The 13,050-nt window shown below is 69.8% G+C and carries 12 protein-coding genes; all 12 read left to right on the top strand.

What is annotated here, in order from left to right; all coding sequences use genetic code 11:
• Window positions 1–131 precede the first annotated feature (131 nt).
• The 12 genes from E0L17_RS02590 (at window position 132) to gap (ending at window position 13,036) form a co-directional block, all read left to right on the top strand.
• A complete protein-coding gene (locus E0L17_RS02590; protein WP_167929715.1) occupies window positions 132–1,052 on the top strand; it encodes a dihydrodipicolinate synthase family protein in 921 nt (306 codons plus the stop codon).
• An 8-nt stretch (window positions 1,053–1,060) separates the two neighbouring features.
• Window positions 1,061–2,020 carry an ROK family protein gene (locus E0L17_RS02585; protein ID WP_167929714.1) on the top strand — a complete coding sequence of 320 codons (960 nt, stop codon included), beginning with the start codon at window positions 1,061–1,063 and terminating at the stop codon, window positions 2,018–2,020.
• A gap of 129 nt (window positions 2,021–2,149) precedes the next feature.
• Window positions 2,150–2,836 (top strand): N-acetylmannosamine-6-phosphate 2-epimerase, encoded by a 687-nt coding sequence (locus tag E0L17_RS02580; RefSeq protein ID WP_167929713.1) that lies wholly within the window; start codon window positions 2,150–2,152, stop codon window positions 2,834–2,836.
• Window positions 2,837–3,228: 392 nt separating this feature from the next.
• Window positions 3,229–3,657 carry a transposase gene (locus E0L17_RS02575; RefSeq protein ID WP_167929712.1) on the top strand — a complete coding sequence of 143 codons (429 nt, stop codon included), beginning with the start codon at window positions 3,229–3,231 and terminating at the stop codon, window positions 3,655–3,657.
• A gap of 22 nt (window positions 3,658–3,679) precedes the next feature.
• Window positions 3,680–4,300, top strand: coding sequence for a transposase (locus tag E0L17_RS02570; protein WP_167929711.1), 621 nt, complete (start codon window positions 3,680–3,682; stop codon window positions 4,298–4,300).
• 220 nt (window positions 4,301–4,520) lie between these two features.
• Window positions 4,521–5,603, top strand: coding sequence for a Gfo/Idh/MocA family protein (locus tag E0L17_RS02565; protein WP_167929710.1), 1,083 nt, complete (start codon window positions 4,521–4,523; stop codon window positions 5,601–5,603).
• 2 nt (window positions 5,604–5,605) lie between these two features.
• Window positions 5,606–6,355 (top strand): DeoR/GlpR family DNA-binding transcription regulator, encoded by a 750-nt coding sequence (locus E0L17_RS02560; protein ID WP_167929709.1) that lies wholly within the window; start codon window positions 5,606–5,608, stop codon window positions 6,353–6,355.
• Window positions 6,352–7,257 carry a 1-phosphofructokinase gene (gene pfkB, locus E0L17_RS02555; RefSeq protein WP_167929708.1) on the top strand — a complete coding sequence of 302 codons (906 nt, stop codon included), beginning with the start codon at window positions 6,352–6,354 and terminating at the stop codon, window positions 7,255–7,257. Before E0L17_RS02560 ends, pfkB begins: the two co-directional genes overlap by 4 nt.
• A 131-nt stretch (window positions 7,258–7,388) precedes the next feature.
• Window positions 7,389–9,362, top strand: coding sequence for a PTS fructose transporter subunit IIABC (locus tag E0L17_RS02550; RefSeq protein ID WP_167929707.1), 1,974 nt, complete (start codon window positions 7,389–7,391; stop codon window positions 9,360–9,362).
• 494 nt (window positions 9,363–9,856) lie between these two features.
• Window positions 9,857–10,783 carry an RNase adapter RapZ gene (gene rapZ, locus E0L17_RS02545; protein WP_167929706.1) on the top strand — a complete coding sequence of 309 codons (927 nt, stop codon included), beginning with the start codon at window positions 9,857–9,859 and terminating at the stop codon, window positions 10,781–10,783.
• A gap of 1 nt (window position 10,784) precedes the next feature.
• On the top strand, window positions 10,785–11,714 hold the full coding sequence (gene whiA / locus E0L17_RS02540) for a DNA-binding protein WhiA (RefSeq protein ID WP_167929705.1): 930 nt from the start codon (window positions 10,785–10,787) through the stop codon (window positions 11,712–11,714).
• A 296-nt stretch (window positions 11,715–12,010) separates the two neighbouring features.
• The gene (gene gap, locus E0L17_RS02535) at window positions 12,011–13,036 is read left to right on the top strand and encodes a type I glyceraldehyde-3-phosphate dehydrogenase (protein ID WP_075279897.1); all 1,026 of its coding nucleotides are present in this window, start codon (window positions 12,011–12,013) and stop codon (window positions 13,034–13,036) included.
• Window positions 13,037–13,050: the final 14 nt, after the last annotated feature.

Raw genomic sequence — 13,050 nt, 5'->3', positions numbered from 1 at the left:
GGCGCGCCTCCGGGCGCGCCCGCTTTGCGAATCGGCGAGCGGCGCGTCCTTCTCGCCGCTTGTGCCCTAGCATCTGAGTGCCCTGTCCCGCACGAGGCGGAGCTTCCCGCCCCACACAAGAAAGGACCAGCATGGCAGACCTTAAGATCACGGGCGTCGTCCCCCCCGTCGTCGTCCCCGACACCCCCGACCACGAGCTCGACGTCCCCTCCTTCGAGCGCCTCATCAACCGCATGATCGACGCCGGCGTCGACGGCCTCTTCTTCCTCGGCTCCTCCGGCGAGGTCGTCTTCTCCACCGACGAGCGCCGCCGCCAGATCATCTCCGAGGCCGTCCGCATCGTCGACCACCGCGTGCCCGTCCTCGTGGGCATCATCGACACCGAGACCGAGCGCGTCATCGAGCACGGCAAGGTCGCCCAGGAGCTCGGCGCGGACGCCCTCGTGGCCACCGCCCCCTTCTACGCCCTCGGCGGCATGGCCGAGGTCGAGGAGCACTTCCGCATCCTCCACGAGGAGCTCGACCTCCCGATCTTCGCCTACGACATCCCCGTGTGCGTGCACACCAAGCTCCCGTGGCCGCTGCTCGTCAAGCTCGGCCGCGAGGGCGTGCTCGCCGGCGTCAAGGACTCCTCCGGCGACGACATCTCCTTCCGCTACCTCTGCCAGGAGAACGAGAAGGCCGGCCACCCGCTGTCCCTGCTCACCGGTCACGAGATCGTGGTCGACGGCGCGTACCTCTCTGGCGCCGACGGCTCCGTCCCCGGCCTCGCCAACGTCGAGCCCGAGGGCTACGTCCGCATGTGGAAGGCCGCTCAGGCCGGTGACTGGGCCACGGTCAAGGCCGAGCAGGACCGCCTGAACGAGATCTCCCACATCTTCGACGTCACCTCCGGCGTGCAGGGCTATGCCGGCGGCGTGGGCGCCTTCAAGACCGCGCTCTGGCTCCTCGGCGTCTTTGACTCCAACACCATGCCGCGCCCGGTCAAGGCCCTCGAGGGCGACAACGTCGAGGCCATCAGGAAGGTCCTCGTGGACAACGGCCTTCTCTAGGAGGAACCATGAGCCAGACCATCGTCGCCGTCGACATCGGCGGCACCAAGATCGCGTGCGGGCTCGTCACCCTGGGAGGGGAGAGCCCCGTCATCGAGAAGGTCGAGAAGGTTCCCACCGAGGCCATGGAGGGCGGCGACCACGTCCTCGCGACGGTTATCGCCCAGGTGAGGGCCGCCATCGAGCGCGCAGGCGAGAAGCCCGTGGGCGTGGGGATCTCGTCCGCCGGCGTGGTCAACCCCCGCAACGGCGACATCACCTTCGCCAACGAGCTCATGCCCGGCTGGGGCGGCACCCACCTTGGCGCCGAGGTCACCGCCGCGACCGGCCTGCCGTGCCGCGTCCTCAACGACGTCCACGCCCACGCGCTGGGCGAGGCCCGCTGGGGCGGCGGCCGCGACAAGAAGAGCTGCCTCGTGGCGGCCGTGGGCACCGGCATCGGCGGCGCGTTCGTCGAGTACGGCAAGATCATGCTCGGCGCGCACGACGAGGCCGGCCACATCGGCCACGTCTGCTGCCCGGCCGCGGCGGGCGTGCCCTGCTCCTGCGGGGCGACCGGCCATCTCGAGCCCATCGCCGCCGGCCCCGGCATCATCCGCGAGTACGTGCGCCAGGGCGGCGACGCCGAGAAGCCCGACGGCACGCCGATGGACGGCGCGGAGATCGACCGCCGCGCCGCCGCGGGCGATGCGGCCGCCAAGGCCGCCGAGGCCCGGGCGGGCCGCGCCCTCGGCGAGGTCCTGGGCAGCATGTGCAACATGCTCGACCCGGACGTCGTGATCCTCTCCGGCTCCGTCGCGCAGTGCGGCCCCGACTGGTCCGACGCCATGGCCGAGGCCTTCAGGGGCCAGGCCATGCCGCCCGTGGCCACCACGCCCATCGTGGGCGGCGAGCTCGGCGGCGACGCCCCGCTCGTCGGCGCCGCGGAGAACTTCGTGAAGTCCGGCTACGCCGAGGTCTCCGACTAGCCCCGCTGGGGCGTGCAAAAGGGACAGTCACTTTTGCACGCCCCCTGCTAACGGTCAGTCGTGCAAAAGTGACTGTCCCTTTTGCACGCCCCAGCGAACCTGACGTGGTTGGCACACGAAGGAGGAACCATGCCCATCTCACCGCTCGTCCAGTCCCTCAAGGGGAAGCTCATCGTCTCCGTCCAGGCCTATCCCGGCGAGCCGCTGCGCCACCCCGAGACCATGGCCCAGATGTCGCGCGCCTGCGAGCTCGGCGGCGCCGCCGCCATCCGCTGCCAGGGCCTCTCCGACATCGCCGCCATCAAGGGCCGCGTGGAGATCCCCGTCATCGGCCTGTGGAAGGAGGGCCACGAGGGCGTCTACATCACGCCCACGCTGCGCCACGCCATGGCCTGCGTGAACGCCGGCGCCGACGTGGTGGCCCTCGACGCCACCGACCGCCCGCGCCCGGACGGCCGCACCTTCGAGGAGACCGTCGAGGCCATCCGCGCCCAGAGCGACGTCCTCATCATGGCCGACTGCATGACCATCGAGGACATCCGCCGTGCCGTCGCCTGCGGCTGCGACCTCGTCTCCACGACGCTCTCCCACAACAAGGCCGCCATCGACACCACGCTCGAGGACGGCCCCGACGTGCCGCTGCTCAAGCAGGCGACCTCGGAGTTCCCCGACTACCCGATCATCTGCGAGGGGCACGTCCACACCCCAGCCGACGCCAAGACCGCCATCGACGCAGGCGCCTGGGCCGTCGTCGTGGGCACCGGCATCACGCACCCCACCTCGCTCACCAGCTGGTTCCGCGCCGCGATCGAGTAGGGGAGGAGAGCCCCATCGCCCCGAGCTGACGCGGGCCCCGGACTCGTCCGGGGCCCGCCTCCTTTGTCGGCGTTCCCGTTCTTCTCGCCATGCGGGCGTCTGATCCTGCCGCCGGATTGCCGACCGCGTCGCGCGAGGCCCGCATGCGCAACCTGCGATGTTCGCAAACCCCAGGCTGCGCGTTCGCGAGAGAACGCGCAGCCTGGGGTTTGCCGTCATTCCGGCCCCTTTTCCGAGCTTGCGCATCGGGAAGTTTCAAGTTTGTCACGCGTAACCGCAGATGTCCGGATATCCGAGATTGTGGCCCCTAACGAGAAGCATAGCCCCTGAGTTTCTGTCCGGTCGCCGGCGTACGCTCGCAGCGAGGGGCACGACGGCGTAGGGAGGTCGCGATGGCGAGCATGACGGGCAGGGACGTGGCGGCGGCAAACGGCGGGGACGGGACCCTGATCGAGTGGATGGCGCGCTTCGGGACCGAGGAGGCCTGCGAGGAGGAGCTTCTGCGCAGGATGTTCCCTGACGGGTTCCTGTGCCCGGCGTGCGGGCACGCCAGGTGCTCGCGGGTGAAGGGGCGGTCCCACAAGTGGCAGTGCACGCGCTGCTCCAGGCAGTTCTCGGTGACGGCGGGCACCGCGATGAGGGGCACCAAGCTGCCGCTCGTGAAGTGGTTCCTCTCCGCCTACCTGATGACGCACTCCAAGCGCGGGGTCTCCGCGATCGAGCTCGCGAGGCACCTCGGGGTCTCCGAGCGCACCGCCGGCTACGTGCTGCTGCGCCTCCGGGGCGCCATGGCCAGATCGGAGTCGGTTCAAGCGGCTTGACGGGACCGTCGAGGTCGACGAGATGTACCTGGGGGCGACGGTCGCCGGGAGGGTGGGCCGCGGCTGCGGGAAGGTCCCCCTGCTCGTCGCCGTCGAGGCCGGCGGCCCCGGGGGCCCGGGCCGCTGCTCGGCCAGGGTCGCTTCCGACGTGGCGGCGGGCTCCTACCGGGAGTTCCTCCGCGCCCGCGTCAGCGTGCTCGCCCGCGTGCGCTTCGACGGCTTCCTGCCCATAGGCTGCGCGGTCGCGTCGTGGCCGCGCGCCGAGGCCGGCAGGTCGCCCTCGGGCGGCGCGCCGGGGACGTGGCTGCGCCTGGCGCACAAGGTGATCTCGAACCTGCGCGCCTACGTCCAGGGGACCTACCACGGCCTCTCGGCGACGAGGCTCCAGGGCTTCGTGGACGAGTTCTGCTGGAGGTACTCGCACCGCGCGCCGGGAGGGCCCGGGATCGCCTCGGAGCTGCTGGGCGAGGCCGCGCGCGGGCACGTGCCGAGGGCCGAGCTCCTCTCCTCGACGTTCTCCGCCCAGGGGCCGGGCAGGAGGTTCAGGAACGCGCGGAGGGAGAAGAGGGAGAACGAGGAGTGGGTCGCGGCGGCGATCGCCGAGGCGACGAGGGAGCGGATGACTAACTATGCCGCTCGTTAGGGGCCACATCCGAGATTGCGCGTCCTTCTCGCCCCGCGCGTCGTCTGCTGACGGCGCGGAACATCCAAGCATGCGTGAAAATGCGCAGAAATGCGTACTTATGACCGTTTATGGTCATTTTCATACCGCTTACCGCTAGAATGCGTAGAGTTGCGTACAAATGGAAGAAATTGCGCAAAAATGACAATCGTAGGGTAGGACCAGAACGGCAGGAGGACCCATGTCAGACACCGAGAAGAACGCCCCGCTCGACGCCGCCGCCGCGGCAGCCGCCGCCTTCGAGGCCATCGAGAATCGCCCGTTCCCCGACGACGTCTTCACCGCGCCCGAGCTCCGCTGGGCCGTGATCGGCTGCGGTGTCATCGCCAACCAGATGGCGACCTCGCTCGCGCTCGCCGGTCGCCACCTGCACGGCGTTGCCAACCGCACCCGCGAGAAGGCCGTCGCCTTTGCCGAGAGGCATGGCGTGGAGCGCGTCTACGACACGGCCGAGGAGCTCTACGCCGACCCCGAGGTGGACGCCGTCTACATCACCACCCCGCACAACACGCACATCCGCTACCTGCGCGGCGCCCTCGCGGCGGGCAAGCACGTGCTCTGCGAGAAGTCCATCACGCTCAACTCCGCCGAGCTCGCCGAGGCCCGCGCCCTCGCCGCCGCCAACGGCGTCGTGCTCATGGATGCCACGACGATCCTGCACATGCCGCTCTATCGGGAGCTCCGGCGTCGCGCGGACGCGGGGGAGTTCGGCCGCATGAACCTCGCGCAGGTCAGCTTTGGCTCCTACAAGGAGTACGGGGACCTCACCAACCGCTTCTACAACCGGGGCCTCGCCGGCGGCGCGATGCTCGACATCGGGGTCTACGCGCTCAGCATCATGCGCCTCTTCATGGCGAGCCAGCCCGAGGAGGTGGTCTCGCTCGGCAACCTCGCCGTCACAGGCGTGGACGAGGCGGGCGGCATCGTCTGCCGCAACGTCGAGGGCCAGCTCGGCGTCATCGCGCTCACGCTCCACTCCAAGCAGCCCAAGCGCGCGGTCATCTCCTTCGACCGCTGCTACGTCGAGGTGACGGAGTACCCGCGCGCCGACACCGCCACGATCGTGTGGACCGCAGACGGCCGCCGCGAGGCCGTGCGTGCCGGCGTCGAGGGCTACGCCCTCTGCTACGAGATGGCCGACCTCGAGCGCGCCGTCGCGGGCGACGCCCAGGCCGCCTGCCTCATCGACACCGCGTCCGACGTGATGGACCTCATGACGCGCCTGCGCGCCGACTGGGGCGTCACCTACCCCGAGGAGGAGTAGCCATGCTGGCAGAGGAGCGCCACGCGCGCATCGTCGATATGGTGCGCCTGCGCGGGACTGTCACCGTGCCCGAGCTCGCCGCCGCGCTCGAGACCTCAGAGTCCACCATCCGCCGCGACCTCGACAAGCTCGACCAGGCCCACCAGCTGGTCAAGGTTCACGGCGGCGCCACCACCCGCGAGTCGGCGCACCTCACGCGCGACCTCACGCTGGGGGAGCGCCACGGCCTGCACGACGAGGAGAAGCGCGCCATCTGCGCGCACGCCGCCGCGCTGGTCCAGCCCGACGACTTCGTCTACCTCGACGCCGGCTCCACCACGGAGATCCTGCTCGACCTGCTGCCCCCCACGCGCGCCGGCTACGTGACCGACTCGGTCTCGCACGCCATCCGCCTGGCGGCCCGCGGCCTCTCCGTGACGGTCCTCGGCGGCGAGCTCAAGAGCGCCACCGAGGCGCTCGTGGGGCCCGGCGCCCTCGACGCCCTCTCCAAGCTCCACTTCACGCTGGGGTTCTGGGGCTCCAACGGCATCACGCCGGAGGCGGGCCTCACCACGCCCGAGCCCAACGAGGCCATGGTCAAGCGGGTCTCCCTGGAGCGCACGACCCGGCGCTACGTGCTCGCCGACGCCTCCAAGCTCGGCCGCACGAGCCTCGTCACGTTCGCGGACTTCTGCGACGCCACGATAGTCACCTGCGGGGACGTCCCCGAGGAGTACCGGAGCTTCGACAACGTCATGGAGGTGTCGCTGTGATCTGCACCGTCACGTTCAACCCGTCGCTCGACTACATCGTCCGCGTGGACGACATGCGCCTGGGCGTCATCAACCGCACCACCTACGAGAAGATCCTGCCCGGGGGCAAGGGCGTGAACGTCTCCATCGTGCTCGGCAACCTCGGGCACGCGAGCCGCGCGCTCGGCTTCGTGGCGGGCTTCACGGGCGACGAGCTCTGCCGCCTGTGCGCCGAGGCGGGCGTCGAGACCGACTTCATCCGCGTGGCGGAGGGCATGACGCGCATCAACGCCAAGGTCAAGAGCAACGAGGAGACCGAGCTCAACGGCATGGGCCCCAAGATCGCCGAGAAGGACGTCGAGGTCCTTCTCGCCAAGCTGGACGCGCTGGGCGAGGGTGACACGCTCGTCATCTCCGGCTCCGTGCCCGCCGCGCTGCCGCACGACATGTACGAGCGCATCATGGAGCGCCTCCAGGGCCGCGGCGTGCGAGTCGTCGTGGACGCCGAGAAGGACCTGCTCACGCGCGTGCTGCGGTACCGCCCCTTCCTTGTGAAGCCCAACAACCACGAGCTCGGGGACATCTTCGGCGTGACGCTGCGCGCGCGCGACGAGGTCGTGCCGTACGCGCGCCGGCTCCAGAAGATGGGCGCCGCCAACGTGCTCGTCTCGATGGCGGGGGAGGGCGGCGTGCTCGTGGCCGAGACGGGCGAGGTCTTCCAGAGCCCCGCCGCCAAGGGCACCGTGGTCAACTCCGTGGGCGCGGGCGACTCCTCCGTCGCCGGCTTCCTCGCGGGCCTGATGGAGACCGGCAGCTACGAGACCGCCTTCAAGATGGCACTCGCCACGGGGTCAGCCAGCGCGTTCTCCGACCACCTGGCCACGAGGCCCGAGGTCGAGGCGCTGCTCGCCACGCGCCACTGACGTCACGCCACTGACGTCAGGTTTATTTGGCACGACCGCGCCGAGCGCGGCGGCCAGAGGCGGTCACGACGGGGGAGCTCCTCCCGTATAGATAAAATATTAAATTAAATGCACGAAAGGAAGGAGAGAACATGAGAATCACGGACCTGCTCAAGCCTGAGTCGATCAGGATCGGGGGTGCGCCGGCATCCAAGGACGAGGCCATCGACGAGCTCGTCGACCTCATGGCGAAGGGCGGCAACGTCGCCGACAAGGCGGGCTACGCCGCGGCCGTTCGCGAGCGCGAGGCGCAGTTCTCCACGGGCCTCGGCGACGGCATCGCAATCCCGCACGCCAAGACGGCCGCCGTCTCCGCGCCCGGCCTCGCGGCCATGACCGTGCCCGCGGGCGTGGACTACCAGTCGCTCGACGGGGAGCCGGCGACGCTGCTCTTCCTCATCGCGGCGCCGGAGGGGGAGGCCAACACGCACCTCGAGGTGCTGAGCCGCCTCTCCACGCTGCTTCTCGACGCCGACTTCTGCGCGGCCCTGCGCGCAGCGAAGACCCCGGCGGAGTTCCGCGCCCTCGTGGACGCCGAGGAGGACCGGCACCGCGCCGAGGAGGAGGCCAAGGCCGCCGGCGCCGCCGCGCGCGACGCCGCGGGCTACGACGTGCTTGCGATCACGGCCTGCCCCACGGGCATCGCCCACACCTACATGGCCGCCGAGGCCCTCGAAAAGAAGGCCGCGGAGATGGGCGTGCGCATCAAGGTCGAAACCCAGGGCCAGGGCGGCGCCAAGAACGTCATCACCGCGCAGGACGTGGCCGGCGCGCGCGGCGTGATCATCGCGGCCGACAAGAACGTGGACCTCGCGCGCTTTGACGGAAAGCCGCTCTACTCCTGCTCCGTCACCCGCGGCATCAACGAGCCCGGGGAGCTCATCAACATCGTGATGGAGGGCCGCGCCCCCATCTGCCACGCCCAGGGCGGCGCCGCCTCGCCCGCGGCTGCCGAGGGCGAGGGCGTGGGGCGTCAGGTCTACAAGCACCTCATGAACGGCGTCTCCCACATGCTGCCCTTCGTGGTGGGCGGAGGCATCCTGATGGCGCTCTCGTTCCTGCTCGATCAGCCGGGCCTCGGCACGAGCGCCTACGGCCACTCCACCCCGGTTGCGGCCTTCTTCAACGTGGCCGGCAACCAGGCCTTCAATTTCATGCTGCCCATCCTCGCGGGCTACATCGCGATGTCGATTGCCGACCGTCCCGGCCTTGCCGCGGGCTTTGTGGGCGGCTGGATCGCCAAGCAGGGCTACACGCTCGGCTACCTCTCCTCGGCCATGGACGCCGAGGCGCAGGCCGCCCTCGTCTCCGGCGGCTTCCTGGGCGCCCTTCTCGCGGGCTTCGTCGCCGGCTACCTCGTGCTGGGTCTCGAGCGCGCGCTCGAGAAGCTGCCGTCCTCGCTCGAGGGCATCAAGCCTATCCTGCTCTACCCGGTCCTCGGCGTCTTTCTCACGAGCCTCGTCATGATGGGCGTGAACCCAGTCATGGGCGCCATCAACTCCGCGCTCTCCGGCTTCCTGAACGGCCTCTCCGGGACCTCCATCGTGCTCCTGGGCATCATCGTGGCCGGCATGCAGGCCACCGACATGGGCGGCCCCATCAACAAGGCGGCCTACGTCTTCGGCACCGCGGCGCTCGCCGAGCAGACGGTGACCGGCAACATGATCATGGCGGCCGTCATGGCGGGCGGCATGGTCCCGCCGCTTGCGATCGCGCTCTCCACCACGCTCTTCAAGAACCGCTGGACCGAGGCGGACCGCAAGGCGGGCCTGGTGAACTACGTCATGGGCCTCTCGTTCATCACGGAGGGCGCCATCCCCTTCGCCGCGGCAGACCCGCTGCGCGTCCTTCCCGCCTGCATCGCGGGCTCGGCCACGGCCGGCGGGCTCTCCATGCTCCTCGGCTGCGCCAGCCCCGCCCCGCACGGCGGCGCCTGGGTGATCGCCGTGATCACCAACCCCGTGCAGTACCTGATCGCGCTCGCCGCGGGCGCGGCGGTGGGATGCCTCGTGCTCTCCCTGCTGAAGAAGCCCCTGCCTCCCGAGCAGAGCGGCCTCGACAAGTAGTCCCCAGCGCCCCGGGTGGATTCCCGGGGCGCGTTTCCGTCGAGCATGCCCCTGCGCACGGAATCGCGGCGCGGGAGCCGGAAACCGTGCGCAGGGGCATGCTCGCGCCATCTGTGCGCGGGGGCATGCTCGGCTACGCGTCCTTCTCGCCACGCGGCCCTCTGGGCCGGCCCGAGCATGCCGCATGGCACGATGGTCCATCCGTGCGCGGAGGCATGCCCGGTCCGTCCCTCCCGCGCTGTCGGCATCCAATTGGGCCCGCGCGAGCATGCCGTGCGGCACGGCTTCATCGAGCATGCCCCCGCGCACGGTCTGCGGCTCCCGAGCCGCGATTCCGTGCACGGGGGCATGCTCGGCCGCGCGTCCTTCTCGCCGCGCGGCCTTCTGGGCCGGCCCGGGGACGTCCCGTCCGGGCATGCCGTGCGGCATGCCCGACCCCGCTGCCGTATACTGGCGAGAAGGACGGCGAGAAGGACCTCGAGGAGGGGAGTGCCATGGGTGCGACCGGCCAGCAGATGCGCGCGGCCGAGGGGCGCGACCGCGTGCCCGACGTCGTGGTGATCACGGGCATGAGCGGCTCGGGCCGCACGCAGGCCCTCCACGTCTTCGAGGACATGGGCTACTTCTGCATCGACAACCTGCCCCCGCGCCTGCTCCTGCAGCTCGCCGAGCTCGTGGGCATCAACTCGGGCGTCGGGCGCCACCTCGCCGTGACCTGCGACCTGCGCAGCCAGGGCCTCTTCGACGAGATCAGCGACTCGCTCACGCAGCTGCGCGAGCACGAGATCTCCTGCAAGGTCGTCTTCCTTGACACCGACGACGACGTCCTCATGCGGCGCTACGACGAGAACCGCCGCCGGCACCCGCTCGCCGGCCCCGGCGAGACCGTGGCGAGCGCGATCGCCCGCGAGCGGACCCAGCTCGCCGCCGTGCGCGACGCCGCCGACCTCGTGATAGACACGAGCCGCACCTCCACCAAGGAGCTCCGCGCCCGCCTGCGCCGCGCCTTCTCCGAGCTCACCGACCAGCAGCTCATGGAGGTCTCGGTCTTCTCCTTCGGGTTCAAGCACGGCATGCCCGTCGAGGCGGACCTCATGATCGACGTGCGCTTCCTGCCGAACCCCTTCTACGACCCGGAGATGCGCGCCCTCACGGGCAACGACCGGCTCGTCGCGGACTTCGTGCTCGGCAACCCCACCACCGAGAAGTTCCTCGAGGCGTGGTACCGCCTGCTCGACGTGGCGATGCCCGGCTATGTGGCTGAGGGCAAGAGCCACCTCTCCATCGCCGTCGGCTGCACGGGGGGCCAGCACAGGAGCGTCGCCATCGCCGGCGCCACGGCGGCCTACCTCGAGCACGGGGGCTACCACGTGACGCTCTCGCACCGCGACCTCGCGCTCGCCAACGTGAGGACGGGCTAGGATGTCGTTCACAGCCCGGGTCAAGGACGAGCTCTCCCGCGTCGAGGGCGCGCCGGCCGCCGAGCTCGCCCAGCTCTCGGCGCTCATCCGCGTGTGCGGCACGCTCTCGTTTCGGGGGGCGGGGCGCTACTCCATCCGCATCGCCACGGAGACGGGCGCCGTCGCGCGGACGATCATCAAGCTCACGCACAAGCTCTTCGACCTGGAGACGCCGCTCACGGTGCGCCGCTCGGTCCTGCACAAGACGAGGAACTACCTGATCGAGATGCCCGAGCAGGACGAGCTCGCCGAGGACCTCGTGAAGCTCGGGATCCTCGTCCCGGGGCGCGGGCTCGCGACGGGCGTGCCGGTCGCGCTGCTGCGCTCGCGCGAGGCGCGGGCGGCCTTCGTGCGCGGCGCGTTCATGGCGGGCGGCTTCATCGCCGACCCGCGCGGGGACTTCCACCTGGAGATCGCCGTGACGGGGGAGGACTTCGCCCGCGGGCTCGTGTCGCTCGTCGGGTCCTTCGGGGTCTCGGCGCGCCTGAACCGCCGGCGGGGCGCCTTCGCGCTCTACCTGAAGAGCTTCGACGACGTGATCTCGCTCCTGCGCGTGATGGGGGCGCACCGGATGGCCAGGGTGGTCGAGCTCGCCCGCGCGCAGAAGTCCGTCAAGAACGACGTCAACCGTCGCGTCAACGCCGAGATGGCCAACCAGGCCCGCTCGACGGGCGCGGCCGCCTCGCAGCTCGACCTCATCGACCGCGCCGAGAGGGGCGTGGGGCTCGCGGCGCTGCCGCCGGCGCTGCGCGCCTTCTGCCGCGCGCGCCGGGAGCACCCGGAGCTCTCGCTCGCCGCGCTCGGCGCCGAGCTCGACCCGCCGGCGTCGAAGTCCGCGATGTACCACCGCGTCCTCAGGCTCCAGCAGATCGTCGAGGAGGCCGAGGAGTGACCTCATCTGGGGACGGGTTATTTCGGCCGGAGATTCTGGGACGGGCCATGCCGCCGGCGGCATGGCCCGTCCCAGAATCTCCGGCCGAAATAACCCGTCCCCAGATGAGAGCCGGGAACCATCCCACGTCGGCGGCGAAAACCTGAGCGCCCGCGGCTTAAATTCAGCCCCGTGCCAGTTTTAGCGAAACGCACCGTCGCGTGTGGGGTACACTATCGGGTGGCAGGGGCGTCAGCCCATGTTGGTGCTTTGGTCCGCCGAGGAGAAGCCCCGGCGGCCCCGTGAAAGGAGAAAGCATGGCAGTTAAGGTTGCAATCAACGGCTTTGGTCGCATCGGCCGTCTGGCTTTCCGTCAGATGTTCGGTCACGAGGGCTCCGAGATCGTCGCCATCAACGACCTCACCTCCCCCGACATGCTCGCGTACCTTCTGAAGTATGACACCACGCAGGGCAACTACGCTCGCGACCACAAGGTCGAGGCCGGCGAGGACTCCATCACCGTCGACGGCAAGAAGATCACCATCTACAAGGAGGCCGACGCCTCCAAGCTCCCCTGGGGCGAGCTCGGCGTTGACGTCGTCCTCGAGTGCACCGGCTTCTACACCTCCAAGGCCAAGGCCCAGGCTCACATCGACGCCGGCGCCAAGAAGGTCGTCATCTCCGCTCCCGCGGGCAACGACCTCCCCACGATTGTCTACAACGTCAACCACGAGCAGCTGACCGCCGATGACAACATCATCTCCGCGGCCTCCTGCACCACCAACTGCCTCGCCCCGATGGCCAAGGGCCTCAACGACTTCGCGCCGATCGTCTCCGGCATCATGACCACCATCCACGCCTACACCGGCGACCAGATGCCGCTCGACGGCCCGCAGCGCAAGGGCAACAAGCGTCGTTCCCGCGCCTGCGCGCAGAACATCGTCCCCAACTCCACGGGTGCCGCCAAGGCCATCGGCCTGGTCCTCCCGGAGCTCAACGGCAAGCTGATCGGCGCCGCCCAGCGCGTTCCCACGCCCACCGGCTCCATCACCAACCTCTACTGCGTGGTTGACAAGGTCGTCACCAAGGACGAGGTCAACGCTGCCATGAAGGCCTACGCCGAGACCATCCCCGAGACCTTCGCCTACAACGAGGACGACATCGTCTCCTCCGACATCATCGGCGAGACCCACGGCTCGATCTTCGACGCCACCCAGACCATGGTCCAGGACCTCGGCAACGGCCAGAGCCTCGTTCAGGTCACCTCTTGGTACGACAACGAGAACTCCTACACCTCCCAGATGGTCCGCACCATCAAGTACTTCGAGAAGTTCGTCGCGTAGTCAACGCTTCGCAT

The organism is Olsenella sp. SW781 (genome assembly GCF_012027725.1).
Classification (GTDB): Bacteria; Actinomycetota; Coriobacteriia; order Coriobacteriales; family Atopobiaceae; genus Thermophilibacter.
This window is presented reverse-complemented; position numbering and strand designations above follow the sequence as displayed.